Source organism: Chryseobacterium sp. WX, assembly GCF_029542485.1.
GTDB classification, from domain to species: Bacteria; Bacteroidota; Bacteroidia; order Flavobacteriales; family Weeksellaceae; genus Chryseobacterium; species Chryseobacterium cucumeris.
Genome location: NZ_CP120710.1, coordinates 62,472 through 88,520 on the forward strand (window position 1 = coordinate 62,472; position 26,049 = coordinate 88,520).

At 36.6% G+C, this 26,049-nt stretch carries 22 protein-coding genes; 13 read left to right on the plus strand and 9 right to left on the minus strand.

The features are described from left to right. The first annotated feature begins 413 nt into the window (after positions 1-413). Both galE and PZ898_RS00260 read left to right on the plus strand, forming a co-directional pair. Positions 414-1,436 (plus strand): UDP-glucose 4-epimerase GalE, encoded by a 1,023-nt coding sequence (gene galE, locus PZ898_RS00255; RefSeq protein WP_216444961.1) that lies wholly within the window; start codon positions 414-416, stop codon positions 1,434-1,436. A gap of 139 nt (positions 1,437-1,575) precedes the next feature. After that, positions 1,576-2,028, plus strand: a complete 453-nt coding sequence (locus tag PZ898_RS00260) for an adenylyltransferase/cytidyltransferase family protein (RefSeq protein WP_062670769.1) — start codon at positions 1,576-1,578, stop codon at positions 2,026-2,028. A 45-nt stretch (positions 2,029-2,073) separates the two neighbouring features. On the opposite strand, the gene PZ898_RS00265 is transcribed toward PZ898_RS00260, so the two are convergent. The 5 genes from PZ898_RS00265 to pnuC all read right to left on the minus strand — a co-directional run bounded on the left by PZ898_RS00265 (position 2,074) and on the right by pnuC (position 8,032). After that, positions 2,074-4,653: a TonB-dependent receptor gene (locus PZ898_RS00265; protein ID WP_062670760.1), complete on the minus strand. Its 2,580-nt coding sequence runs from the start codon at positions 4,651-4,653 to the stop codon at positions 2,074-2,076. 131 nt (positions 4,654-4,784) lie between these two features. Further along, positions 4,785-5,810, minus strand: coding sequence for an endolytic transglycosylase MltG (gene mltG / locus PZ898_RS00270; RefSeq protein WP_277694484.1), 1,026 nt, complete (start codon positions 5,808-5,810; stop codon positions 4,785-4,787). Positions 5,811-5,842: 32 nt separating this feature from the next. Beyond that, positions 5,843-6,610, minus strand: coding sequence for a diaminopimelate epimerase (gene dapF, locus PZ898_RS00275; protein ID WP_277694485.1), 768 nt, complete (start codon positions 6,608-6,610; stop codon positions 5,843-5,845). Between the two features lie 89 nt (positions 6,611-6,699). After that, a complete protein-coding gene (locus tag PZ898_RS00280) occupies positions 6,700-7,365 on the minus strand; it encodes a hypothetical protein (protein ID WP_277694486.1) in 666 nt (221 codons plus the stop codon). A 4-nt stretch (positions 7,366-7,369) separates the two neighbouring features. Continuing rightward, positions 7,370-8,032, minus strand: a complete 663-nt coding sequence (gene pnuC, locus PZ898_RS00285; protein ID WP_062670753.1) for a nicotinamide riboside transporter PnuC — start codon at positions 8,030-8,032, stop codon at positions 7,370-7,372. Between the two features lie 164 nt (positions 8,033-8,196). Here pnuC and PZ898_RS00290 point away from each other — a divergent pair, with 164 nt between their 5' ends. The 3 genes from PZ898_RS00290 (at position 8,197) to hemN (ending at position 12,312) form a co-directional block, all read left to right on the plus strand. Further along, entirely contained in the window at positions 8,197-9,714 is a 1,518-nt protein-coding gene (locus PZ898_RS00290; RefSeq protein WP_062670751.1) for an amino acid permease, read from the plus strand. 49 nt (positions 9,715-9,763) lie between these two features. Then, the gene (locus tag PZ898_RS00295) at positions 9,764-10,777 is read left to right on the plus strand and encodes a glycosyl hydrolase (protein WP_277694487.1); all 1,014 of its coding nucleotides are present in this window, start codon (positions 9,764-9,766) and stop codon (positions 10,775-10,777) included. Between the two features lie 176 nt (positions 10,778-10,953). After that, on the plus strand, positions 10,954-12,312 hold the full coding sequence (hemN, locus tag PZ898_RS00300; RefSeq protein WP_062670747.1) for an oxygen-independent coproporphyrinogen III oxidase: 1,359 nt from the start codon (positions 10,954-10,956) through the stop codon (positions 12,310-12,312). A 203-nt stretch (positions 12,313-12,515) separates the two neighbouring features. Here hemN and PZ898_RS00305 read toward each other — a convergent pair whose 3' ends face one another. Next, on the minus strand, positions 12,516-13,883 hold the full coding sequence (locus PZ898_RS00305) for a PQQ-dependent sugar dehydrogenase (RefSeq protein ID WP_277694488.1): 1,368 nt from the start codon (positions 13,881-13,883) through the stop codon (positions 12,516-12,518). A gap of 216 nt (positions 13,884-14,099) precedes the next feature. Between PZ898_RS00305 and secD the strand changes: the two genes are divergently transcribed. From secD to PZ898_RS00320, 3 genes are all read left to right on the plus strand, one after another. Further along, positions 14,100-17,009, plus strand: coding sequence for a protein translocase subunit SecD (gene secD, locus PZ898_RS00310; protein ID WP_062670743.1), 2,910 nt, complete (start codon positions 14,100-14,102; stop codon positions 17,007-17,009). Between the two features lie 176 nt (positions 17,010-17,185). Then, on the plus strand, positions 17,186-18,445 hold the full coding sequence (locus tag PZ898_RS00315) for a TCR/Tet family MFS transporter (protein WP_120230597.1): 1,260 nt from the start codon (positions 17,186-17,188) through the stop codon (positions 18,443-18,445). Between the two features lie 89 nt (positions 18,446-18,534). Continuing rightward, the gene (locus tag PZ898_RS00320) at positions 18,535-19,338 is read left to right on the plus strand and encodes an arylamine N-acetyltransferase (protein WP_277694489.1); all 804 of its coding nucleotides are present in this window, start codon (positions 18,535-18,537) and stop codon (positions 19,336-19,338) included. Between the two features lie 75 nt (positions 19,339-19,413). On the opposite strand, the gene PZ898_RS00325 is transcribed toward PZ898_RS00320, so the two are convergent. Continuing rightward, entirely contained in the window at positions 19,414-20,361 is a 948-nt protein-coding gene (locus PZ898_RS00325; RefSeq protein WP_062670738.1) for a hypothetical protein, read from the minus strand. Between the two features lie 384 nt (positions 20,362-20,745). Between PZ898_RS00325 and PZ898_RS00330 the strand changes: the two genes are divergently transcribed. From PZ898_RS00330 to PZ898_RS00345, 4 genes are all read left to right on the plus strand, one after another. Continuing rightward, positions 20,746-21,087 carry a twin-arginine translocase TatA/TatE family subunit gene (locus PZ898_RS00330; RefSeq protein ID WP_034696279.1) on the plus strand — a complete coding sequence of 114 codons (342 nt, stop codon included), beginning with the start codon at positions 20,746-20,748 and terminating at the stop codon, positions 21,085-21,087. A 2-nt stretch (positions 21,088-21,089) separates the two neighbouring features. Continuing rightward, complete coding sequence (locus PZ898_RS00335; protein WP_062670736.1) at positions 21,090-21,656, plus strand: phosphatase PAP2 family protein; 567 nt, start codon at positions 21,090-21,092, stop codon at positions 21,654-21,656. Then, positions 21,653-22,465 (plus strand): tetratricopeptide repeat protein, encoded by an 813-nt coding sequence (locus PZ898_RS00340; protein ID WP_277694490.1) that lies wholly within the window; start codon positions 21,653-21,655, stop codon positions 22,463-22,465. Before PZ898_RS00335 ends, PZ898_RS00340 begins: the two co-directional genes overlap by 4 nt. A gap of 81 nt (positions 22,466-22,546) precedes the next feature. Further along, positions 22,547-22,999 (plus strand): tRNA (cytidine(34)-2'-O)-methyltransferase, encoded by a 453-nt coding sequence (locus PZ898_RS00345; protein WP_062670732.1) that lies wholly within the window; start codon positions 22,547-22,549, stop codon positions 22,997-22,999. Between the two features lie 157 nt (positions 23,000-23,156). Here PZ898_RS00345 and rlmH read toward each other — a convergent pair whose 3' ends face one another. Beyond that, on the minus strand, positions 23,157-23,630 hold the full coding sequence (gene rlmH / locus PZ898_RS00350; protein WP_062670730.1) for a 23S rRNA (pseudouridine(1915)-N(3))-methyltransferase RlmH: 474 nt from the start codon (positions 23,628-23,630) through the stop codon (positions 23,157-23,159). Between the two features lie 229 nt (positions 23,631-23,859). Here rlmH and PZ898_RS00355 point away from each other — a divergent pair, with 229 nt between their 5' ends. Next, on the plus strand, positions 23,860-24,873 hold the full coding sequence (locus PZ898_RS00355; RefSeq protein WP_277694491.1) for a YihY/virulence factor BrkB family protein: 1,014 nt from the start codon (positions 23,860-23,862) through the stop codon (positions 24,871-24,873). Here PZ898_RS00355 and nhaA read toward each other — a convergent pair. Beyond that, positions 24,870-26,048 (minus strand): Na+/H+ antiporter NhaA, encoded by a 1,179-nt coding sequence (gene nhaA / locus PZ898_RS00360; protein ID WP_277694492.1) that lies wholly within the window; start codon positions 26,046-26,048, stop codon positions 24,870-24,872. The genes PZ898_RS00355 and nhaA overlap by 4 nt on opposite strands. Position 26,049: the final 1 nt, after the last annotated feature.

The following is a 26,049-nucleotide window of genomic DNA, read 5'->3' on the forward strand; positions in this document are numbered from 1 at the left end:
GGCTGTATTCAATCTATATCATAAATACATTGAAGTCTTATAATTCCTCATCTTATTCCACATATTATAAAGAGAGTATTTATGAAAATGTCGCAAAATACTCTTTTTATATTATCATAAATTTAATTTCAGGAGGGATCATTTATTTTAGAATAAAACGGGCAAAAACTATCCTCAATTTTTTTGCAGTAATGATCTTTATTCTGGTTTGTTATGCCGAATATACCCTGGTTAAAACTTATGTTAATAACTCATATTATAACTTTGTAATTACTTTTAATACAGGAGTTATAGGTTTTATTGTTTTTTATATTTTTTATCTTAATAAAAAGAGTGAGATAGAAGAAACAGGAATCAATGAAATAGAAAATATAGGAAAAAGCGAAGACTAAGAAAGCGCAAAAGATAAAAAAATGGCAATACTTGTTACCGGCGGACTTGGATATATTGGTTCTCACACTGTTGTAGAACTTCTCAATAACGACTTTGAAGTGGTTATTGTAGATGATTTATCCAATACGGAAAGGTTTATTTTAAAAAATATTGAGGACATTACAGGTAAGAAGCCTGTTTTTTATCCTTTTGATTTAAGAAGAAAAGAACTTCTTACCCAGGTGTTTGATGCTCATCAGATTGATGGCTGTATCAATTTTGCTGCCTCTAAAGCGGTAGGAGAGAGCCAGATCATTCCTGTTGATTATTATGAGAATAATCTGTTTTCTTTGATTAATATTCTTCAGGAATTTAAAGCAAGAAAGATCTCCAACTTTATTTTCAGCTCATCATGTACGGTATACGGACAGGCAGATGTAATGCCGATAGATGAAAATACCCCGTTGAAAACCCCTGAAAGTGTCTATGGGAAAACAAAACAAATGGGAGAGCAGATCCTGATTGATTTTGCAAAAGCCTATCAAAGTAAAATATCACTATTAAGATATTTTAATCCAATCGGAGCACATCCTTCAGGAAAACTGGGAGAATTGCCGATAGGGATTCCTAATAATCTAGTGCCTTATGTGATGCAGACGGCTTCCGGAATTCGTGAGAAATTGAATATATGGGGTGATGATTACCCTACAGAGGATGGAACGGCCGTTCGTGACTATATCTATGTTGTTGACTTGGCAAAAGCACATGTTGCGGCATTAAAGAAACTGATAGAGGATCCTTCATCGGATGCTGTGATAGATGTCTACAACCTGGGAACAGGAAAGGGTTCATCTGTACTGGAAGTGGTAAAAGCTTTTGAAAAAGCCAATCATGTAGAAGTGCCTTATCAGATCTGTGCCAGAAGGGAAGGGGATATCACTATTGCATATGCCAACCCGGATAAAGCTGAGAAAGAACTTCACTGGAAGTCTGAAACCTCGCTTGAAGAAGCTTTAAGAACAGTTTGGGAATGGCAAAAATATCTGAACACCAGAAATTCATAACTTAGCATTGAGAAATGCTTATATAGAAAGAGCAATTTAAACGATCATAAAACAAATTACAAAAACATCTTCCTTGAAATTTGGTGTTTTATCTTTTTAAAAAACATTTATTTCAGCGAAGCTTTAATTTAACATTAATATGAAGACACAGAGAATAGGTATTACATTTTCGTCATTTGACTTATTGCATGCAGGTCACATTAAAATGCTTGAAGAAGCTAAAACTGTATGTGACTATTTAATCGTCGGACTTCAAATCGATCCGTCCCACGATCGTCCAAACAAAAATAAGCCAAGTCAGACTATTGTTGAAAGATATATCCAACTGAAAGCGGTGAATGCTGTGGATGAGATTATTCCTTATTACACAGAAGAAGACCTTTTGGATATTCTTAAATCATTTGTGATTGACGTAAGAATCATCGGGGATGATTACATGGACAAAGACTTTACAGGTAAGAAATACTGTGAAGAAAAAGGAATTGAGCTATTTTTCAACAAAAGAGACCATAGGTTTTCCACCAGCGATCTGAGAAGGAGAATTTATGAAGCTGAAAAAGAAAAATACGCAAAAGCAGAACCTGTAAAATAACAGAAATAAAAAATCCCGAAAGAAACTTTCGGGATTTTTGCTGTATTACATTGGGCCGCCTTGTTCTTCGTCCCCTTTTGTATTAGAATTAATATCTTTCTTCATTTTTGGTTTGGCATCAATCTTCTCACCTTGCTTGAACTTATAAGTGAAGGATAAAGCAAACTGTCTTGGCTGCCATTGCATTTCCATTTCTCTGGTAAATTGGGCATTATCAGAGAAGTTTTTCATTTTTCTGGTATTAAAGATGTCTCTGATGTTGAATCCTATAATTCCGTTTCCTTTCCATATGGTCTGGCTTACTCCTAAGTCTATACCATACATGGCCTTTCTGTTATTCATAGCTGTTTTCTCAGCAGCTCTGTAGAAACTTTGGATTTGAAGGCTTAAGTTTTTAGTAGGCTTAAAAGTATTGTTAAAACGTATTCTGTATGAAAATCCGGAACCTGAGAAATCATTTACAGTTCGTGGATTGTCAGGGAATAGGTTAAAGCTTCCTGTATTTTTATATCCGTAAAGGTCAGCAGAAAGCATTATTTTCCACCAGCTGTAAGGATCGTAAGTTCCATTCAGATCCAAACCATAATTGGTCTCCGTACCCACGTTGAAAGGCATGGTATTGACAGCTCCGGTCTCATCGATGTATTGATATCTGTTTTGCTCATCTTCAGACTTTTTAAAATACAAAGTTGGATTAAACGTAATCTTTTTATTTGAAAGATTGTATCCAAGTTCAAAAGAGTTTTCGTAGGTTGGATTAAGATCCGGGTTTCCTCTGAAGTAGTTTCTGTCATCATCAAAAGACATAAATGGAATCAGGGAGAAAGCTCTCGGACGGTTAATTCTTCTTGAATAGTTTAACAAGATCTGATTGTTCTTTGCGAGGTCATAGCTTAAAAATACAGAAGGGAAGAACTTAGTGTAGTTTTTATTAACCTCTGGAGTATTTGCCGGGTTTCCGTTTACATCATAATTTTGAAAATTAACGTCAATTTTTGAAGTCTCACTTCTTAATCCTAACTGATACGCAAATTTTTCTCCAATTTTACTTTTAAACTGTGCATACACTCCAAGAATATTTTCAGAATATACCGTGTTACTTGTAAAATCAAATCTTGTAAAGGAAGGCTGTCCGTTATTACTTTGGTCCACAAAATAATCATACGTGTTTCTGTTATAATCATAACGTGCTCCTGCTTCTAATTTAGACTTTTCACCTATTGGAAGTTCATAATCAATTTTTCCAATAAAGGTATCCGTTTTAGAATCTGTACTTACATTATTAATAGTACCGGTAGGTTGTAAAAGATTATTGATAAAAGTTCTCTGTACAATCTGATTGGTTCCGTCTGTTTTGTTCGTCTGGTAACTTGCGGATGCGGATAATAACTGGCCGTTATCTCCAATTTTCTGATCAAGTCCAAGATCAAACTGTGTTGCCAGATTTTTGTTATTTCCAAAGCTATTTCTTTCTCTAACAACATCATTTACGGTAGAAGCATCTTTATAAAGCCTTTCATTATAAGTGTTAATTCCGGTTTGATCTGTATCAAAACTTCTGATCATTCCCGAGAAATTGATAGAAGTCTTATCACTGAAGTCATGAGTAAAACCAGCCGTCACGTTATAAGTGTCACTTTCTCTGGTTGTCTTACCATTTTGTTGGGAATACTGAGTAAAAGGGAATGCTGTTGAAGCTAAGCTGCCAATATCATCCTTTCTGGTAGTTGTATTCTTCATGGTACTTTCATTCTTCTGATAACCGCCACCGCCATTTAAAAACCAGGTCCAGTTACCTTTTCTCCAGTTTAGGTTTGCATTAAGATTGGTTCTTGGAAGGTAACCTAAAGTTCCGGTTACGCTACCATTGAATCCCATCTTTTTATCCTTTTTAAGAATGATGTTCAGAATACCGGCTGTTCCACTTGCCTCAAATTTAGAAGAAGGGTTGGTAATTACCTCAATTCTTTCAATCTGATCCGCAGGAATACTTTGCAAAGCATTGGCGCCATCGTCTATTCCAAGAAGAGAAGACGGCTTTCCGTTGATAAGAAACTTTACGTTGGAATTTCCTCTCATCGATACCGTTCCGTCTGTATCTACGGAAACCGAGGGAACGTTGGTCAAAACATCCTGAAGATTTCCTCCTTTACTTACAATATCCTGTGAAGGATCATAAGTTTTCTTATCAAGTTCTACTTTATATGCTTTGGTTGCTGATGCGGTAATAACAACACCCTGTATTTCTTTCGTTTTACCATCTACAGTAGAGGTTGCCTCTGCTTCAATAGATAGAGCACCGATATTACCTGCTTTTGCAATGTTTTTGCTGACTACACTTTTTTTGTAATCAATAGCTTCTACTGTAATGTCATAGTCTCCGGGCATAAGTTGCAGCTGATACTGTCCTTTTTCATCAGTTAGTACAGCATCACTTAAAGTCTTGTTGGCTTTATTGCTGAAAGTTACGGAAGCGTAAGGAACCGGTTGATTTTTTTTGTTGACAATGATTCCTGAAACTCCAGCCTTTTCTTGTGCAAAAGCTAGTGCTGCCGCTGAAAGTACTAAGGTAAGTCCTAAAGTTTTTCTGGTGAAAATAGTGACAATTTCTGTCTTATTCTTCATAGGTTATTTTTTTGTATAAGATCGTGAAAGAATAACCCTTAATATTTTGAGTGTCTATAATAATGTGAACATCAAAACATTATGGTTGTATATTTTTTTCTAACTGTTTAAATTTTCTGGTGCTTCTAAACTTATTTTATATTTTTTGAGTTGAGCCAGTCCTGATAAGCCTTTGCATTCACTGCATGTTCTTCAGCACTTGCAGTAAACTTATGGTATCCGAATCTTGCCGGATCAGCACACATAAATATATAGTTGTTGTTTTCGGCATTTAAAACAGCATCTATTGAATTCTTATCCACTACACAGATAGGTCCCGGAGGAATACCTGCATTGGCATAAGTATTATAAGGTGATGGTGTAGACAAATGCTTATATAATACCCTTTTTATAGGTTCTTTAAAATTAGTCTGCTTATTAATTGCATAAATTACCGTAGGATCAGACTGAAGTTTCATTCCTTTTCTGTAACGGTTTAAATATAATCCTGCAATGGTTTTCATTTCATCCTTTTTCCCTCCTGATTCTTTATAAACAATGGAAGCTAAAGCATAAATCTGATCTCTTGTAAGCCCGGACTGCTGCTCCTTGTTCTTTCTTTCACTCGTCCAGAAATCATTATACTGATTTTCGAACTTCGCAAAAAATTCTCTCGGACTTACTGTCCAGAAAAAATTATACGTATCGATGAAAAAATATTTTTTTAAATCTTCAACATTTTTATAGCCTTTCTCCTGTGCCACGGCATCCAGATCATTCACAAAATGTAATGAATCAATTTCCGTTTTTTTGGTCACCTTACCAATCATCTGATACATATCTCCAAAATCCCCGATTCTGTAAGAGTTTGCAGTCTGGTTACCTGCTTTGATCATATTGACAAGGTTTTTGTTACCTGTTCCGCCCTGAATATGATATCGCCCTGCTTTAAAATTCGTATCAAGGCCTTTTTCCTTAGCTACAGCTTCAAAAGATTCCCTGTCTTTAATATAAGGAGCAATAGAATCGAGGATCTGTTTAAATCCTGCTCTATGAGGAATCAGAACGTAACCATCCTTTTCTACGTTATTTCCTAAGTATTTATTATAAAATCTCAAACTAAAAAATCCTGCCACTACAAAAACCAGCAGAATGACAATGAGAATTGCTTTTTTCATTCTTATCAATGTTGATTAAAAGTTTTTTGTTTTTAAAGAAGATCTGTCTTACCTCTAAAAACTTGCTTTGCAGGACCCTCCAGCCAAATATTCTGGAATGCATCACCGCTTTTTTCAGCATGTACTTTAAGGTTTCCACCTAAAGTTTTAACTTTTACAGAGGTTAGATTATGTTTTTGCAGAAAAGTTAAAGCAGAAGCTGTAACTCCTGTTCCGCAACTGTAAGTTTCGTCCTCAACGCCTCGTTCATAGGTTCTTACAAAAATTTCATTATCGGAAATTTTTTCTACAAAGTTCACATTGATTCCTTTTTCTTTATATTTTTCTGAATTTCTGATGCCATATCCTTCGTCATAAACGTGATAATCTTTCAGATTGTCAACATATTTTACATAATGAGGAGATCCGGTATTCAGAACAAAATCATTTCCGTCGCGGGAGATAGTATCCACATTGATCATTTTTAATTTAATGATTCCGTTATGGATTTCAGCTTCATGTTCACCATCTGTCGCAATGAATTTGCATTTGTCTTCAAAAATGTCAAGGAAAAAAGCAAAAGCGACAAGGCATCTTCCTCCGTTTCCGCACATTGTACTTTCTCCACCATCAGAATTGTAGTACACCATTTTGAAGTCAAAATGAGGATCGTTTTCCAATAGAATAAGACCGTCAGCACCTATTCCGAAACGTCTGTCACATAATTTTTCAATGCTATCTTTATCTTTAGTAAATTGGAGATCACGGTTGTCTACCATTACAAAATCATTCCCTGTTCCCTGATATTTATAAAATTCCATATTTTTTTGTTAAATGAAGAAGCAAAATTACTATATTTTAAATGAAAAACGAACAGTGTTAGCTGTTCGTTTCCTTATTTATAATCGTTTTATCTAAAGCCGCCACCGCCGCTCTGCTGTCTGCTTGAACTGGTGCTTTGGCTGCCCGAGCTATTCCTGAATCCACCGCCGGAAGACTCTGATCTGCTGCCTCCGGAATTTCTGAAACCACTGTTATTCTGGTTTCCCTGGTTGTTCTGATTACTGCTGTTTTGATTTCTGAATCCACTGTTACTGTTGGAGTTTCTGAAACCACTGTTGTTCTGATTTCCCTGATTGTTTTGATAACCACTATTCTGGTTTCTGAATCCGCTGTTGCTGTTAGAGTTTCTATTATTATTGAATCCTCCGTTATTATTGTATGAACCGTTACTGTTCGTTGTACGCGTATTCTTGAATCCGTTTTGAGGTCTTGAAGAAGAAGATGATCTTCTTTCTACATAGACTTTTCTTCTGGAGTTATTATAATTGTCATAATAATAAGGAATGCCATTATCATAGTAATAATTAACGTTGTTTCTGTAATAATAGCCATCATTGCCCCAATATCCTCCGCTTCCGTAGTATCCTGAAGGAGCATAATAATACCCGTTGTTGTAATAGGGATCACCATATCCGTAACCACTATTGCTTCCGTATCCGTCGGTATATGCTAAACAAGAGGTTAAACTGGTAATAGCAAAAATACTGACTGCTATTTTAAATAAATTTTTCATGACTTTATTGTACTTTTTTTTCTTTAAAACTTTTTTTCCAATTGACGTATCCTAAGATAGCCATTATAGTAAATACCAAATATTGAACCGAAGTGATTCCAAGTCCCTTAAAAATCATCATAGGAATACAAATAAGATCTCCGAGAATCCAGAAAATCCAGCTCTCAATGCGCTGTTTGGCCATCAACCACATTCCTACTAAAAATATGGAAGTGGTAAAAATATCCATCCAATTGGCCCAGTCGAGATGATACAATCCCAAATAACCACCTTCTAAATGATCAATATAAGGTTTGCAATAATAAATAAAAGTAACAAATGCCAAACTCAGCACAAAAAGAATACTTGCATGTATCCATTCTTTTCGGGTAGCCCATGTAACTTCTACGTGAACATGATCTTCAGAATTTCTTGCCCATAGAACCCATCCATAAATACTCATGACAGTATAATAGACGTTAATCATACAGTCTCCCAGAAGCCCGGCATTGAAAAGAAGATATACATAGATCAGCGTTGAAATAATGCCGGTAGGATACACCCATATATTTTTCTTTATGGAAAAAAATACGCTCAGTATTCCGAAAATTGCACCTGATGCTTCCAACATAATTTGTAAAGAATCATAGCTTTCATAAGGCTTTACAAAAAGATCATATAAATTCATGCAATCAAAAATAAGCAAAAATATGGACTTTTTAAAATGGATTATATAATGTGTTGTTCAGGTTTTTAAACCTTTAATGTAAAATAAATGAGGAAAGTTTAACGATAAACGTGGGAGTTCCTAAATTTTTTATATTTTCGTAAATCCTTAATAAATAAAAAAACATGTCGAAAATTTGGGTTAAAAAGCCACTAAGTGCCTATGAGGCAGATATGAAGAAAAGTGAGCTGAAAAAAGTCCTTGGAAAATGGAGTTTAACAGCAATTGGAGTAGGTGCTATCATCGGTGGTGGAATCTTTGTTCTTACAGGAACAGGAGCCTATTATCACGCAGGACCAGCACTTGCCATTTCCTTTATCATCGCAGGGATCGCCTGCGTTTTTGCTGCATTATGCTATGCAGAGTTTGCATCCATTATTCCTGTAGAGGGTTCAGCTTATGCTTATGCATATGGAACAGTAGGAGAAATTTTTGCATGGGCCATGGGATGGTGTCTCATCCTCGAGTACGCGATGGCGAGTATGGCCGTCTCCGTGAGTTGGTCCGGTTATTTTAATAAATTTTTGAAAATTTTTAATATTCATTTGCCTGCCTATCTGACATCAGACCCGGCAAGTTATACCGGAGATGGTTTTTCTATGAACCTGCCAGCATTTATTCTGGTTCTTTTAATTACTGCATTATTGGTAAAAGGAACTAAAGAGGCAGCAGGAGCGAATAACCTGATCGTTTTAATGAAAACTTCAGCGGTTATCTTTGTGATTATCGCTGGTGTATACATTATTTTCTCTAATACGGATCTTTACAATGCGGTAGATGGTGTTAAAAACTGGAAGCCTTTTATTCCTGATCCGATAAAGATCAAGAACTCTGAAGGAGATCTGGTTTCTGCCTACGGGATTAAAGGTATTATTTCCGGAGCAGCAGCTATTTTCTTTGCTTATATCGGTTTTGATGCTGTTTCTACACAGGCTGGAGAAGCTATTAACCCTAAAAAAGATGTACCTTTCGCTATCATCGCTTCACTATTGATCTGTACAGCTTTATATATCTGTGTATCTCTTGTATTGACAGGGATGATGCATTATACAGACTTTAATCCTGAAGGAAGATATCCGGATGCCATCAAAGCACCTGTTGCGTATGCTTTTGAAATTGCAGGAAAGCACTGGGCGAGTAATATCGTAACGATTGCTGCTACTGTAGGGTTGATTTCTGTTGTAATGGTAATGATGATGGGGCAGTCCAGAATCTTCATTGGTATGGCAAAAGACGGGTTGATTCCTAAATTCTTCGGACAGCTTCATCCAAAAACAAAAACACCTTACAAAGGAATTATCCTATTGGGAATTGTAGTGGCTTTAATCGCTGCATTTACACCAATTTCTACATTGGCAGATATGACAAGTTTCGGAACCCTGTTTGCATTTACACTGGTTTGTATCGCAGTTTGGGTAATGAGAAAGAAAGAACCTAATCTGATCAGACCTTTTAAAGTTCCTGCGTATAAAATCGTAGTGGCATTAGGAGTAATTATCAACCTATATTTGATCTTTAACCTAAGTGCTCATGCATTGGAACTTTCTGCAGTATGGTTATTCTTAGGAGGTTTGGTATACTTCCTTTACGGAAAATCAAACAGTAAGCTTAACAACCCTGAAAAATATCAGAATCAGGATTAATAATAATATAAACCGCTTCGGCGGTTTTTTTTGTCACAATACTATTACTATGAAAAATATTTTTTCCATTGTATTCCTGTCCGTAGGAATTACAGCGTTTTCCCAGCAGGTGGAAAGCCTTGAAACCATTCTTAACGATAAAATCAGTATCAGGGCTCTTGAACTATATGACAACAAAGTATGGTACAGCGGTACGGATTCCAAATTCGGGTTTGTAGATCTTAAAGACTATAAAAACCAGAAACAGGTCAGGCTATCTGAAGAAAAACTTCAGTTCAGAACACTAGGACAGAATAAAACTTCTTTCTATGCAATCAATATTGAAAGTCCGGCACGTTTTTTCAAAATTGATAAAAAAGATCTGAAATCACAGGTGATTTTTAAAGATACTGCAAAAACAGCGTTTTATGATGCTTTGCATTTCGTGAATGATAAACTTGCCTATACCTTCAGTGACGCAGATAAAGATCACCTGCTGAAACTAGCAGTATATAAGGATGGGAAATGGAACATGTTTAAAAATAATGTAACGTTAAATGATGGCGAAGCTGCTTTTGCCGCCAGCAATACCAATATTTCATCCTCTAAAAAATACTTATGGATTGCGACTGGAGGAAAAGCTTCAAGAATCTTAAGAATGAACCTGAAAGATGATAAAATAGAACTGTTCAATACCCCAATCATACAAGGAGAATCTTCCCAGGGAATGTATTCCATTGATTTTTTTGAAGACCGTTTCGGAATAGCAGCAGGAGGAGATTATACCAAACAGGATGCTAATATCAATAATATTGCAACGTCAAATGATGCAGGAAAAACCTGGCAGATTCAGGCTTCAGGACAGAATGCGGGATATACCACTTGTGTGAAAATAAAACCGGGATCCAAAGGAAAAGAAATAGTGGCAGTGGGAGATAAGCACATCAGTTATTCCTCAGATTTTGGAAAAACATGGACTAAAATTTCTGATGAAAAGGGATTCTTTGTCTGCCAGTGGATTGATGCTAATAAAGTGGTTCTTGCAGGAAATAACAGAATTGCGGTGATGAAATTAAAATTTTAAATAGCAGGAATAGAATTTATCACTATTGGGCAAAAGCCTGATCATACGTATTTAGACTCATTATAAAATAGAACCTAATATAATTCATAGGTTAAAATTCATAACTAATGGTTAATTTTGTAAGATGAATTTTAATTATGTTAAATTTCATAGCCTTATAAAATTTAATTTTCAAAATGAACTCTTTAATAGATAAGTATAATATTCCCGGACCGCGTTACACTTCTTATCCTACCGTTCCGTATTGGGATGAATCAACATTTTCACCGGAACAATGGAAGGAAACCGTAATCAGGTCTTTTCATGAAAGCAATGCAGAGGAGGGAATTTCTATTTATATCCATTTGCCTTTCTGTGAGGCATTGTGTACGTTTTGTGCATGCCATAAGCGTATCACCAAACAGCATAGTGTTGAAATACCTTATCTGGAAAGTGTTTTAAAGGAATGGAAACTGTATCTTGATCTTTTCAACGAAAGACCTAAACTGAAAGAATTACACCTGGGAGGTGGTACTCCTACCTTTTTCTCCCCTGAGAATTTAAGAACATTACTGGAAGGGATCTTTTCATCGGTAGACATTGCAGAGCACCCTGAATTTTCTTTTGAAGGGCATCCAAATAATACGACGAAGGAACATCTTCAGACCTTATATGACCTTGGTTTCAGAAGAGTGAGCTTTGGAGTTCAGGATTACGATCCTAAAGTTCAGAAAGCCATCAACAGAATCCAGCCTTTTGAAAATGTGAAAAACGTTACAGAATGGGCAAAGGAAATAGGGTACAGAGGAATCAGCCATGATCTGGTTTTCGGATTGCCGCACCAGAATTGGGAAGCAATGGAACATACCATCAGAAAGACTATGGAATTGAAACCGGACAGACTGGCATTCTATTCTTACGCACACGTTCCATGGGTGAAAGGTGTCGGACAAAGAGGATTTGATGAAAATGACCTTCCAAGTGGAGAAGAAAAACGCCGTTTGTATGAAGATGGTAAAAAGCTGCTTCAGGATCTAGGATATATTGAGGTTGGGATGGATCACTTCTCTCTTGAGCATGATGATCTGTATCAGTCTCTGATTCATAAAAAACTTCACAGAAATTTTATGGGGTATACCTCTAGTAAAACCCAGCTGATGGTTGGGCTTGGTATGTCTGCTATTTCAGATTCATGGTATGCTTTTGCCCAAAATGTAAAAACAGTGGAAGAATATCAGAAAATGGTTGAACAAGGTGAGATTCCTGTTGTAAAAGGACACGTTCTGAGCGATGAGGATCTTACGGTAAGAAGACATATTCTGAATCTTATGTGTCAGCTTGAAACCACTTTTGATGTTAATAACTCTTTCCCTGAGCTTGACAATGCGCTGGAAATGCTGAAAGAAATGGAAAATGACGGTTTGGTTGAGATCAATGGAACTGAAGTTAAAATTACAGAAGCCGGAAGAGCATTCACAAGGAATGTAGCCATGGTTTTTGACCTGAGGATGATGAGAAACAAACCTGAAACCAGGATTTTCTCAATGACTATATAAAATAAAAGCGGTTCAATTCTGAACCGCTTTTTTATAGACCCGTGGGTTTGTTTTGAACTTGTTTAAACTTTTTTGAAACATTAAGATTGTATTAAGGTGTCTAGAGTAGTCCAATGTTTTTTGCTTGGTGAAAAGCCTTTGCCACCCTTTTTTATAGAATTTAAAAGCCTTAGCGTTTCGTTTGCGTTTAAAACCAGCTACTACTATTTAATAATCAATTTCTGACTATATGATTTCAGTTCCCCGGATTTTAGATTAATATAATACACTCCGGCAGGTATCCCTGAGATATTAATTGCTTTGCCGTTAATAATCTGATCCGTTTCCATCACTTTTCTTCCCTCTGCACTGATGATTTCCAGGGTTGCTTTTTTATCTTTTACCCCATCAATGAAAATTTCTTTTGAAGCAGGATTAGGATAGACCTTTACTGCTTCTAAAGTATTTTCATTAGTTCCTAAAGTTCCTGTAGATATTTTGAAAATTTTTCCATTGCTCAAATCTGCGACATACAATCCTTTTTGATAATCTTCTCCAAAAGTAGAAAAGTTATTTCCGGAATAAGGAGTCGTCCAAGTAATGGTATTATTGGTATCCAGCATTCCGATCTGAGAAGAACAATAATCTGCAAAGAAATATTTTCCCTGAAGTGACGGGTATTGGCTTCCTCTATAGACGTAGCCGCCTGTGATAGAACATTTCCCGCCAGAATGGTTGTATACAGCAACAGGGAAGGTCATGGTAGACTGTGCAGCGCATCCTGCTGTATTGTAAGCATTATTTCCTTCATAACAACGCCAGCCATAATTTAATCCGGCTGTAGTAATGGGCATTTTGTTGATTTCTTCTATTGCTCCCTGTCCAACATCCGCAATCATAGCATTGCCTGTAGTCAGATCAAAAGAAAATTTCCAGGCATTTCTAAGACCATAAGCCCATACCTCGTCTGCACCATCCACTCCGGCTCCGGCAAAAGGATTGTCTGGCGGAATATTGTAAGGGCCGGTAGCATCCACATCGATTCTCAACATTTTCCCTAATAAAACATTTTTATTTTGGGCATTATTATTCGGGTCACCACCACTTCCTCCGTCTCCGGTGATGATCCAAAGCTTTCCATCAGGAGCAAAATGAATGCTTCCTCCATTGTGATTGTCGAATGGTTTGGGAATATTCAACAGTATTTTTTCAGAAGCAGGATCTGCTACGTTTGGGTCTGTAGAGCTCACACTGTATCTGGCAACAATAATATTGCCTGAAAGGTTGTTGTAATACACAAAAAAATACCCGTTGGTAGAGTATTGAGGATGAAATGCAAGACCAAGAAGGCCTCTTTCACCGCCGAAAGTAATTTTTGATCCGATATTCAGAAAGTTGGTTGTGTTAATAGTCCCATTGGGTTGAATAATTTTAATGATGCCGTCTTGTTGAACCACAAAAAGGCGGCTGTCATTGGCGTTCGTAATCTCTACAGGGCTGGTAAGTCCTGTCACAAATTCTTCCAAATTAATGCTTTGAGAATTAACAATTAAGGAAGAAAAAACACTGATGCTAAAAAGTAATTTTTTCATAATATTTTGAGAGTTAGTGTGTTGGAAAAGTAAATGAAAATTTTATACCAATCGATTTTGAAGACTTCATTATGATAGTATGAAAAAATTGTTAAATCTTAAATAGAAATCACGATACCAATATATCTGGAAATAAACCATTTCTGTTGTTAAAAATTCATAAAATACAAGAAAATCATTATATTTGCCGACTTAATTTAACGTAGTTATAACAAAATGCAAGGAAAAGGACTTATTACAATTGTCGCTATTGTACTAGGGTTGATTTGCTTAAACGAGCTATTACCAACATGGTACGCCAGCAAAATTGAAAAGCAGGCAACTGCTATTGCAGGAGACAATCCGGAGAAGTATCAAAAAGAAATCGCAAGACTTTCTAAGGATACTTTGAATTTAGGATTCACAAAACTTTATTACACTAAAGCCAAAGACAAGGAAATGAAACTTGGTCTTGACTTGAAAGGAGGGATCAACGTTCTTTTGGAAATCAACCAAAGAGATCTTGTGAATGATTTAACCAATTATTCTACAAATCCTGTTCTTATTGAGGCTTTAAACAAAACTGATGAAGCACAGAAGAATTCTACTAAACCTTACATCGACAACTTCTTTGAGCAGTTCGATGTAATTAACAAAGCTAAAGGGGCAAATCTTAAGTTGGCGGATCCGGAAATTTTCGGAAATACAACCCTTACTGAGGTGAAGTACAACACACCTGATGAGCAGGTGAAAAGCATTGTTAAAAGAAAAATCGATGCATCTGTAGGAACAGCTTTCGAGGTAATCAGAACGAGAATTGACAAACTTGGAGCTATCCAGCCAAACGTTCAGAGAGTACCTGGTACAGCGAGGATTTCTGTGGAAATGCCTGGTATGAAGGACATCGATAAAGTGAAGAAAATGCTTCAGACTTCTGCAAAACTTCAGTTCTGGGAAGTACAGCAGGTTCCTGAAATTGCACCTTATTTCCAGACTTTGACAACTATGGTTGCTGCAAAAGGAGATTCTATGGGAGTGGCAAAGAATGTGAACTTCATGAGCCTTTTACAGCTTGACAAATTAAGAACAAATGGTGTTGCTAACGTAAAATTATCCGATACTGCAGTTGTAAACAAAATTTTAAACAGCAAAGTAGGTCAGTCTTTACGTCCGGCTAACATTAAATATACTCAGTTCATGTGGGGTTACAAACCTGAAGCTACCGATACTGAAAGTTTAGTATTGTATGCGATCAGAGGTAACATTAACCAGAAAGCTCCGGTAGACGGTGCTGTAGAAACTGCAAACATCAGCTACGATGAACTAAGCAGAGTAGTGGTAGATATGCAGATGGACTCTAAAGGAGCAAAAGAATGGAAAACATTAACTGAGAAAAACGTTGGAAAACCAGTTGCCGTAACTCTTGATAACAGAGTATACACAGCTCCTAACGTTGTAAATGCTATCCCTAACGGTAGAACTCAGATCTCTGGTAACTTCTCTCAGGAAGAAGCTAAAGAACTGGTAGATGTGTTAGGTGCTGGTAAATTGCCTGCAGGTGCAAAAGTAGTTCAGGCTACCGTTGTAGGTCCATCTTTAGGACAAGAGGCTATTGATTCTGGTTTAATGTCGTTTATCATTGCATTTGCTATTATCATTGTTTATATCATTTTCTACTACGGTGGAGCTGGTGTATACGCGGTAATTGCGATGGTGATCAACTTATTCTATATTTTCGGTATTATGGATTCGGGTGACTTTACCCTTACGCTTCCAGGTATCGCGGGTATCGTTCTTACCATGGCAGTAGCGGTGGATACGAACGTTATCATTTATGAAAGAACTAAAGAAGAATTATTCGCTGGGAAAAGTATTCTTGAAGCTTACAAAGATGGTTTCAAACATGCATTAAATGCGATTATCGATGGTCACACTACGACTTTCTTAACGGCAGTTGTATTGTTCTTCTTCGGAACAGGGCCTATTAAAGGTTTTGCATTGACGTTGATGATCGGTATCTTAATGACATTATTTACGTCTGTATTGCTTTCAAGAGTAATGATTTTCTCAAGATTAAATAAAGGAAAAGGACTTTCTGTTTGGACTCCGGCTACGAAGAACCTATTCAGAAATACCTGGATCGATTTCATCGGAAAGAGAAAATATGCTTACATCGTTTCTGCTGTTCTTACAGTTATTTGTATTGTTTCAATCGCTACACACGGTTTCAAATATGGTATCGATTTTACCGGTGGTAGAAACTATGTGGTAAGATTTGATAAAGATGTAAAAGCTGAAGATGTTGAAGAAAAATTAGTAGCATTATTCAAAACTGAAGACGGTAAGAACTCTTCTGTAGAAGCTAAGACTTTCGGAAACAATAAACAATTAAAGATCTCTACAGATTACCTTATCGAGGATGAATCTTTAAAGGCTGACCAGATTATCGAACAGAAATTATTCGAAGGTTTAAAATCAAACTTACCGGCAGGAACAACATTGAAAGATTTCAAATCTGCTGATAAAGACCACGCAGGAATCATTTCTTCTGAGAAAGTAGGACCTTCTGTTGCTGATGATATCCAGACCCACGGTATCTATGCGGTATTAGCTGCATTAGCAATGATCTTCATCTACATCCTGGTAAGATTTAGAAAATGGCAGTTCTCTCTTGGAGCAGTTGCTGCTCTATTCCACGATGCGGTAATTATTTTAGGAGCATATTCATTGCTTCACAAATATATGCCGTTCAACATGGAGATCAATCAGGACTTCATTGCTGCGATTCTTACTGTGTTAGGATATTCAATTAACGATACGGTAATTATCTTCGACAGAATCAGAGAATACCTGAGAGAGAAAAAATCATTAACATTAGCTGGTCTGTTTGATGACTCTATTTCAAGTACGTTGGGTAGAACATTCAACACTTCATTCACTACGATTTTGGTGATCCTTGCGATCTTCATATTCGGAGGTGATAACTTAAGAGGATTCATGTTTGCGATGCTAATCGGTATTGGATTTGGTACTTATTCATCCATCTTTGTGGCGTCTGCAATTGCTTATGACTTCCTTAAGACTGGGAAAGAAGAAGAGGTACATGGAAAATCTACTTCTGCTAAAGAAGAACTCGCTTCTAAGTAATACAAACTACAATAAATTAGTAAGGGCCGTTTCGAAAGAAACGGCCTTTTTTTAATCAAAACCCCAATAGTGGTCAGCTGTTCGTGCTCGTATTGCTTTACTTTTTTTTAGTATACATATTAACTATTGATAATTTAGAATCATTATTTTTCAGATTTGATTAATTTTGCACCATCATGGAAAATTCAAAGAAAAAAGCAGCTATAGGCTTCATATTTATTACTTTACTGATCGATATTACGGGATGGGGAATCATCATCCCTGTTGTTCCTAAATTAATTGAGGAACTTATTCATGCAGATATTAGTGAAGCTGCAAAATATGGTGGCTGGCTTGGATTTGCCTATGCATTTACGCAATTTATATTCTCTCCGTTAGTCGGAAATCTTAGTGACAAATACGGAAGAAGACCCATCATTCTGATTTCTCTTTTCGGATTTGCAATCGATTATATTTTCCTTGCGCTGGCTCCAACGATCTGGTGGCTGTTTTTAGGAAGGATCATTGCAGGGATTACAGGAGCAAGTGTCACTACCGCCAGTGCCTATATTGCTGATATTTCCACGGATGAAGACAGGGCTAAGAATTTCGGACTGATAGGTGCTGCTTTTGGGCTCGGATTTATCATAGGACCTGTTCTGGGTGGAGTTCTAGGACATTATGGAGCCAGAGTTCCTTTCTATGCCGCAGCAGGTCTGTGTCTGCTTAACTTCTTGTATGGATATTTCATCCTTCCTGAAAGTTTGGATAAAGATAAAAGAAGAGAATTCGACTGGAAACGTGCCAACCCTATTGGTTCATTTAAGTTTTTAGGCAAGCACCCTGAAATTTCAGGTTTGATTGTTTCGTTGATATTGATCTATATTGCAGGCCATGCGGTACAGAGTAACTGGAGCTTCTTTACGATGTATAAATTCAGCTGGACAGAAAGAATGGTAGGAATCTCATTGGGAGTAGTAGGTTTGCTGGTAGGTCTTGTACAGGGCGGGCTTATCAGATATACAACACCCAGACTGGGCGAGCAGAAAAGTATTTATTACGGATTGGCTTTCTATGCAGTAGGAATGTTATTGTTTGCCTTTGCTTCAGAAGGCTGGATGATGTTTGTGTTTCTGGTTCCTTACTGTTTAGGAGGAATTTGCGGACCGGCTTTACAGTCTGTCATCACGAAAAGTGTTCCTTCCAATGAACAGGGAGAACTTCAGGGAGCATTAACGAGTTTAATGAGTGCTACATCCATTATAGGACCTCCGATGATGACTAATTTATTTTACTATTTCACGCATGATGAAGCACCGTTCAAATTTTCAGGGGCACCTTTCTTTTTAGCATTTATTTTAATGGCGGTCAGTGTGGTAATTACTTATTCTGCTTTTCAGAAAAAAAATAAAAATTTAGTTGATGTAACCTCGGAAAAGGATTTTCACAAGTCATAGTTCTATTGATGAACTATAATTGATTTTCGGGTTATCTTTCAATAATTTTACAAGTCTTTTTTATTTATTTTGAAACAAAAAACCAAATTATGAATACATCAGATCTGGAAAAGTATTTGGAACGCATTCATTTCTCCGGAACTCCTGAATTGAGCATGGAAACATTGAGGAAAATACATCAGCTTCATCCTAAATATATTCCATTTGAAAATATAGACTCTTATACTGGAAAAGTGCCTTCTTTGAATGTAGATGATGTTTTCAGAAAGTTGGTTATTGAATCCAGAGGCGGATATTGCTATGAACAGAATCTGCTTTTAAGTGAAGTTTTAAAAACATTAGGATTCAATGTAAAGCTCCAGCTTGGAAGGGTAGTTTGGGGAAGGCAGGAGGATAGTATTGCTGCACAGACGCATCTTTTGCTTATTGTCGATTTTGATGGAGATCAATATGTAGTAGATTGTGGATTTGGAACAGCCACGCTCACTGCACCTGTACTTTTAAATGAAGAAGAGCAGCAGCAAACACCCAACGGAATGTTTAAAGTTTCCCATAAAGAAGAAACCTATACGCTTTGGATGTGGAAGGAGCAGTGGCTTCCTGTGTATCGATTTACTCCTGAAAATGTAGTACCTGTTGACCTTGATATTTCCAACTGGTATTTGTCTACTCATCCGGATTCTCATTTTAAGAACAGACTGATTCTTTCAAAAGTAGATGAGAATGCTCGTTATACCTATGCAGACCATGTGCTGAATATCCGGACTCGTGATGGTGAAAAGGAATCTATAACGATAGAAAATGATATACAGCTGTATGAAATATTGATTAATACTTTTGGACTTAAAGAAAATGCAATAGAAGCACTAAAGTCAAAAGTTAAAATCTGGTAAGACTTATAAAATATAATAAACGGGAAGCTCACTGAGCTTCCCGTTTTGATTAAAATCTGATTTTTATGAAAATAACTATGGATAAAGGGATTTTGTCCCGTTACTTACAATATTGCTGCCTAATCCGGAGAATGATACAGAGAAATTAGTGGAGTTAAAGCTTAAAGAACCTGTTGGTGTACAAAGCCCCAGTGCATAGCGACATTGCCCGTAAGCTCCTGTCTTTTTAGTTATTTTACTTTCGCTTTTTGCTTTCCCTAAGCTTATATAGCCCCAATCACTTACATCTGCATTGGAAACGGTGGATCCTGAATAATAAATGGTAATCTTATATCCGGCTTCACCTCGTTTAGAACCCCAAAGCCAATTGGCTGTCCACCACTGTTTATACCATGTAGAAGCTACTTTTGAAGCTTCTCTGTCAGATGTTTCTGAATTTCCTCGGGTATCCATCATCACAAGTCCTCCGAAGATATTGTCCCAGATAATCCCTGAATCTCCATAAAAACATAAGGTGGTAAATTTTCCGTTTTTACCGTTCCATGTTACTTCCATAACCTGGGTGCCTGCTTTTACTTCTCCGGTGATAGCTTCTTTTAATCCTTGTTGGGCGATTGTTAAATCCTCACCATGATATAAATCTCCAATTTTTCCGATTTTTACAGAGGATGGATCCAAAATATTTCCGGAAGCAATGAACTGATCTTTATCCGTAATCAGTTTTTTAGACAGTTCTACCCCTTGTTGGGTTGAAATTTTTCCCAATACAGCCACTCCCACAATCTGTAAATCATTTTTTAAATACGTTTCGAGATTTTTGGTGGATTCATTCAGTTGAAGCTGTACTGCTTCTGGAATAAGTTGAGAAGACGAAGGAGTAATTTCTTTTTTCAGCTCATCGATGGTTGTCTTAGCCTGAACAGCTTCCTGTTGGTTCATTTCATTGTTTTCATTCTGGCAGCTGTAGAGTGCCATTACCGATAACACGGCGAAAACTTTAAAAGTAGTCACTAGTTTTTTCATAATTAATATTTGTTTGGTTGTGCATTATAAATATACATAATTGTTGCTTAATTCTCATTATTTTGAATTAAATATTTGTTAATTGATATGTCGGGTTTGTAGGTTGCAGGTTGCAGATGTTAGCTAACTAAGTTTGAGAGTGGAAGAGTTTTAGGGTTCAAGGTTCTTAGTTTAAAGTTTGTGGGTAAACAGTAATAAAAAGAAAGAGCAACTCGCCCCACGTAAAAAAAGTAATCTCAAAACCCGCAACCCGTCTAAAAAACCTTAAACCTTGAACTTTAAACCTTGAACCTTGAATCCTGAACTTCATTATAAAATCTTAAAATTTGTTTAAATTTTTAGTTTACAGTCTATAAATGCAATAATCTTTCGTAATTTTACACCATGGAATTAAGCATTGGAGAAATGGCACTCATTGCCATTGCAATCGTTGTATTATTCGGTCCGGATAAGCTGCCCCAGATTGCGCGTGACTTAGGTGCAGGCGTTAGAAAGATGCGTGGAGCAGTAGAAGATATCAAAACTGAAATCATGAAGGAAACAGATAATCCTGTTTCTGAAATCAAACGTGAGATTGAGAAGGTAAAAGATGCTGCAAAGGATTTCAACCCGATGAATGATATTCAGAAAGATATTCTGACGGAACCTTCTTCTGTTGCTTCCAATGAGCCTCCAAAACCGAAGCCTGCAGATGATGAGACTTACGAAGGACCTGTAAGCAGATAAGTATGGAGGAAATCATTCAGGAAGATAAAAAGGTATTTCTTTACCTTAATAATTTGGGCGATTCATCTTTCGACCAGTTTTGGATGCTGATTTCCAGTACCTGGATCTGGGTGCCTCTTTATATTATATTTCTTTATTTTTTATATAAAAACCACAAACTAAGATCATTAGTTTTTATCCTTATATTTTTGGCTATTGGAGCAACGGTTTCTGATCAGTTAGCCAGTGTGTTCAAATATGGTGTGGCAAGGCTGAGACCGTGTCATGATCCTACTTTAGAGCATCACATGAGAATTGTGAAATGTGGTGGACAGTTTGGATTTTATTCTGCTCATGCTTCCAATACATTCTTTTTGGCATCCTTTTTAAGTATTTTATTAAAAAATAAGCTTAAATGGTTTCCATATGCTATATTTGTATGGGCTATAGTGGTTTCCTACAGCCGTATATATTTAGGAGTGCATTTCCCGATAGATATTTTGGTGGGGGCGTTTGTTGGATCTTTATTGGGAGTGATATTTGGTGCACTCGCCAAAAAAGTGATCAACAAACAAACTATAACTTCATGAAAAAAACTTTACCAGTAGTAATTTCCCTCTGTTTTTCTTTAAATTTCTATGCCCAGGATAAAAAACTGGCTGAAGAATGTTTTCAAAAAGCTGATTATAAATGTGCAGAAGAGCAGTATTTAAAATTGGCAGAAAAAGAACAGATCCAAAAATTTCAATCAGAATATTACGATTATCTCGGAACAGCTCAGAGAAGGCTTGGAAAAACGACGCAGGCTTTTAAATCCTACGATTATGCCCTGAAAGCAAATCCGCTGTCGGTTTCTGTATACGTCAATCTTTCGTCGCTTTACAGTCAGAAAGGAAATAAAGTAAAAGCCCTGGAATATATAGAAAAAGGACTTCAGGTAAATGCTGAAACTCCGGATCTGTATCTTACACGTTCCAAAATTTATGACAGTCAGGGGAAAAAAGACCTGGCCATCAAAGACCTTAATCAGATTCTGACTTTTGCTCCTGACAATCTTTTTGCAAAAACAGGACTGGCCAATCTGAAAAAAAATAATGGTGACCTGGACGGAGCTTTAAAAGATTATAATAAACTTCTTTCTGAAAAACCGGAATCACTGCTTTATAATGGAAGAGCAGACGTCTATTTTAAAATGAAAAAATATAAAGAAGCTCTTACAGATGCCAACAAAGCAATTTCCATAGACCCGAAATTTGCCCAATCTTATGTGAGCAAGGCTATGATTCTCATGGACACATCCAAAATTAAAGAAGCTTGTGAAAATCTGGATAAAGCAGTTGCTTTAGGCTATGAAAAAGCAGTCCTGACTGATTCTTATGCTAAATGTGTAAAGAAATAAATTAAAAAACACTCTACCCCAATCATTTAAATAAATCCATACTAAAAAGTCCATACTAAAAAAACGAAAAGAGATAGAAAGATGTTGAATATTGTTCTTGTAGAACCCGAAATACCTAATAATACTGGAAATATTGGAAGATTATGTGTAGGAACTGAAAGCAGATTACACCTGATTCATCCGTTTGGATTTGTAATTAATGATAAAAACCTGAAGCGTTCCGGGTTGGATTATTGGGTACATCTCGATGTTTCTGAATATGCAGATGTAAAAGAATGGATTAAAGTAATTCCTGATGTATCACGAGTATTTTTAATGAGTTCACATGCCGAAAAATCATACCTTGAAACGGACTTTCAGGATGGAGATTGGTTGGTTTTCGGAAAGGAGAGTGTGGGACTGAGTAAAGAGGTCCTGGACCTGTTTGAAAATCATCTCACCATTCCTATGTCGAAACTCATCAGGAGCTTTAATATTGCTAATTCTGTTGCTTTTGTGGTAGGAGAAGCAAAGAGACAGATCAGTCTGAAATAGAGATAAGTTGTTTCAAAAGTCAAATTATTTGGCTTTTGTTATTCTGAACACAGACTGAAAGGCTGCGAACGTAGCTCAGAAATGGAGTGAAGAATCTCATAAATTGTATTGGTGAGATTCTTCTTTCGTCAGAATGACATTCTCGCGAGCCTCTTTTTTAATCGTTATGATAAGGTTTTCCCTGTAAAATCTGGTCCGCACGGTAAAGCTGTTCTACAATAAACAGACGGATCATTTGGTGGGTAAAAGTCATTTTCGATAAAGACATTTTTTCATTCGCTCTACTGTAGATCTCTTCAGAAAAGCCATAAGCTCCTCCAATCAGAATATGTATTTTCTTTACGGAGGAATTCATCCAGGTATCAATTTTCTGAGAAAACTCCCGGCTGGTAAACTGTTTTCCTTTTTCATCAAGAATCACTACCAGATCGTTTTTATCAATATGGTTTAAGAATAACTTGGCTTCTTCCTTTTTAAGAAGATCAGGAGATAGGTTTTTGGCATTTTTTACATCCGGAATTTCTGTAATTTCAAAATTCCAGTGTTTGGGTAAACGGTTGAGATAATAATTGATTAAAGAGGTAATTTCCTTATCATCTGTTTTACCGATACAAAGTAAACTGATTCGCATTGCAAGAATTTTCAGATGGCAAAGATAGGGTTTCGCAGTTAATTTGTTGCTGGTTTTTTGGTTGTAAGTTTTTTAGTTTAAACTCTAAAGTCCTCCCACTCTCAAATTCTCCCTTAATCCCTGTTACCCAACATCAGCGACCTGTTCTCTAATTCCTGCCACCTATCACCTTATATCTTTTCCCTATTTAATTTAATTCCCCTACCTTTGTATAAAGACAAACAGATCGATGAGTGTAAAGGTTCCTAAATTTATTTTAAAGATTCAAGAGTTTTTTGACAGCATCCATATTCCTGTTTTAGGAATATCGCTTTGGCAGATGTTTCAGATCTATATCTCCGGGATTTTTAAAGGAAAAATTGGAAGAAAAGCGGCTGCTATTTCTTGGAGTTTTACCATAAGTCTCTTTCCGTTTATTCTGTTTTTGCTTTCTGTTCTGCCTCATATGCCGCTATATGATGAGCTTCAGTTTTATATTTTTGATGTACTGATGCATAATGTTTTCCCTTCCAACATGGAAGGAGACGTGAAAGGATACATTGTAAGCAATATCATTCCGAATATGAAAGGAATCAGTAACCTGACCATTCTTCTGGCTCTTATTTTTGCGACCAATGGTACATTTTCCCTAATTAATGGTTTTAATGAAAATACAGATGAAAAATTAAGTGATGTAAAAGAGTTTATTCTTTCATTTTTTATCACGATAGGCTTTATTACCATCGTTTTTTTAACACTGTTTGGAGTGTATTACGCAGAGGTTGTAATGAAGCTTTTTACTCCGGCTTATGATGTAACATGGCTTGTAGACAACCTTTCCAAGATTATCGGGTTTGTTTCTTTCCCGCTTTTTTACTTTATACTTCTGACCTTATTTTACTGGCTGGGTACTGTGAAGATTACAAGATTCCGACAAGCAGTTCCGGGAGCTATTCTGACTACAGTATTATTTGTGGTTACAACGTATATTTTTGCTATTTATGTAAAAGATATAGCCCGATATAACGTTCTTTACGGGTCTATAGGAAGCATGATTCTGCTGATGGTTTGGGTGAATGTCAATGTATATCTCCTTTTATTCGGAAATGAGCTAAATATGGCGATCCGAAAACTCAGAATAGAAAAGCTGTTGTCTGACGAGATTGAGAAGGAAGCTTCAGGATATCATACCCAGATTACTGAACATGACTTTGATAGTGATGAGGAGCATAAAAGAAAATTGGAAAACCGGAAGAAAGATTAATTCTCTTCCAGTTCAGGGTTTTCTTTTGAGCTTACGCTAAGTATGGTAAATCCTGCAATGGCAGCGATAAAAGACGCAATCAGGATGGCAAACTTCGCTTCATCCTGAATCGGAATTTCTCCTTTGAAGGAAAGCAATGCAATAAAAATGGACATCGTAAACCCGATTCCGGCTAACAATCCTACACCAATCATCTGTAACCAGTTACTGTTTTGAGGCAGGGAACTGAGTTTTAATTTGATGGCAATCAATGAGAATAAATTGATCCCGATCAGCTTACCCAACACCAATCCACAGATAATTCCCAGACCTAACGTACTTGTCACTCCTGCGACCATTTCACTGGAGAAAGTAATATTGGTATTCGTTAAAGCAAATATGGGCATAATGAGAAAACTTACCGGCATATGAAGCTGATGCTCCAACTTTTCCAATGGTGAAATTTCTACATTCGAAGCATTGGTAGGAATGGAAAATGCAAGCAAAACACCCGCTATCGTAGCATGAATTCCGGAATGATGGAGGAAATACCATAAAAATAATCCCGGAATGATATAAAATATTGTTTTGGTTACTTTTAAAAAGTTTAAAATAAAAAGTAGGGCAGTCACTCCAAAAGATAGGAGAAGATAGCTCCAGTGGATTTGCTCCGTATAGAAAATCGCAATCACGAGGATCGCTCCCAGGTCATCTACAATAGCTAATGCCGCTAAAAATATCTTGATAGAATTAGGAATTTTTTTACCTAACATCGAAATGATAGCCAGAGAAAATGCAATATCGGTTGCCATAGGAATTCCCCAACCATTGCTGTATTCCGTTCCTGTATTGAAAATGCTGTAGATTACTGCAGGGACAAGCATTCCGCCTACTGCTGCAAAAATAGGAAGGGAGGCATTTTTAAAGGATGAAAGTTCGCCTTCTACCAATTCACGTTTTATTTCAAGGCCTACCAGAAGGAAGAAAACCGCCATTAATCCGTCATTGATCCAGATGCTGACAGGATATTCCAAACCAAAAAGATGAGTTCCTACTTCCTGGTCTAAAAAATGCTGAAAGTTCTCTGCAGCAGACGAATTGGCAATAAGCAATGAAATAAGTACACAGAAAATAAGAATAATTCCTGAGGACTGACTGTTGTTGAAAAATTTTTTAAAATAAAGAGATAAATTCATG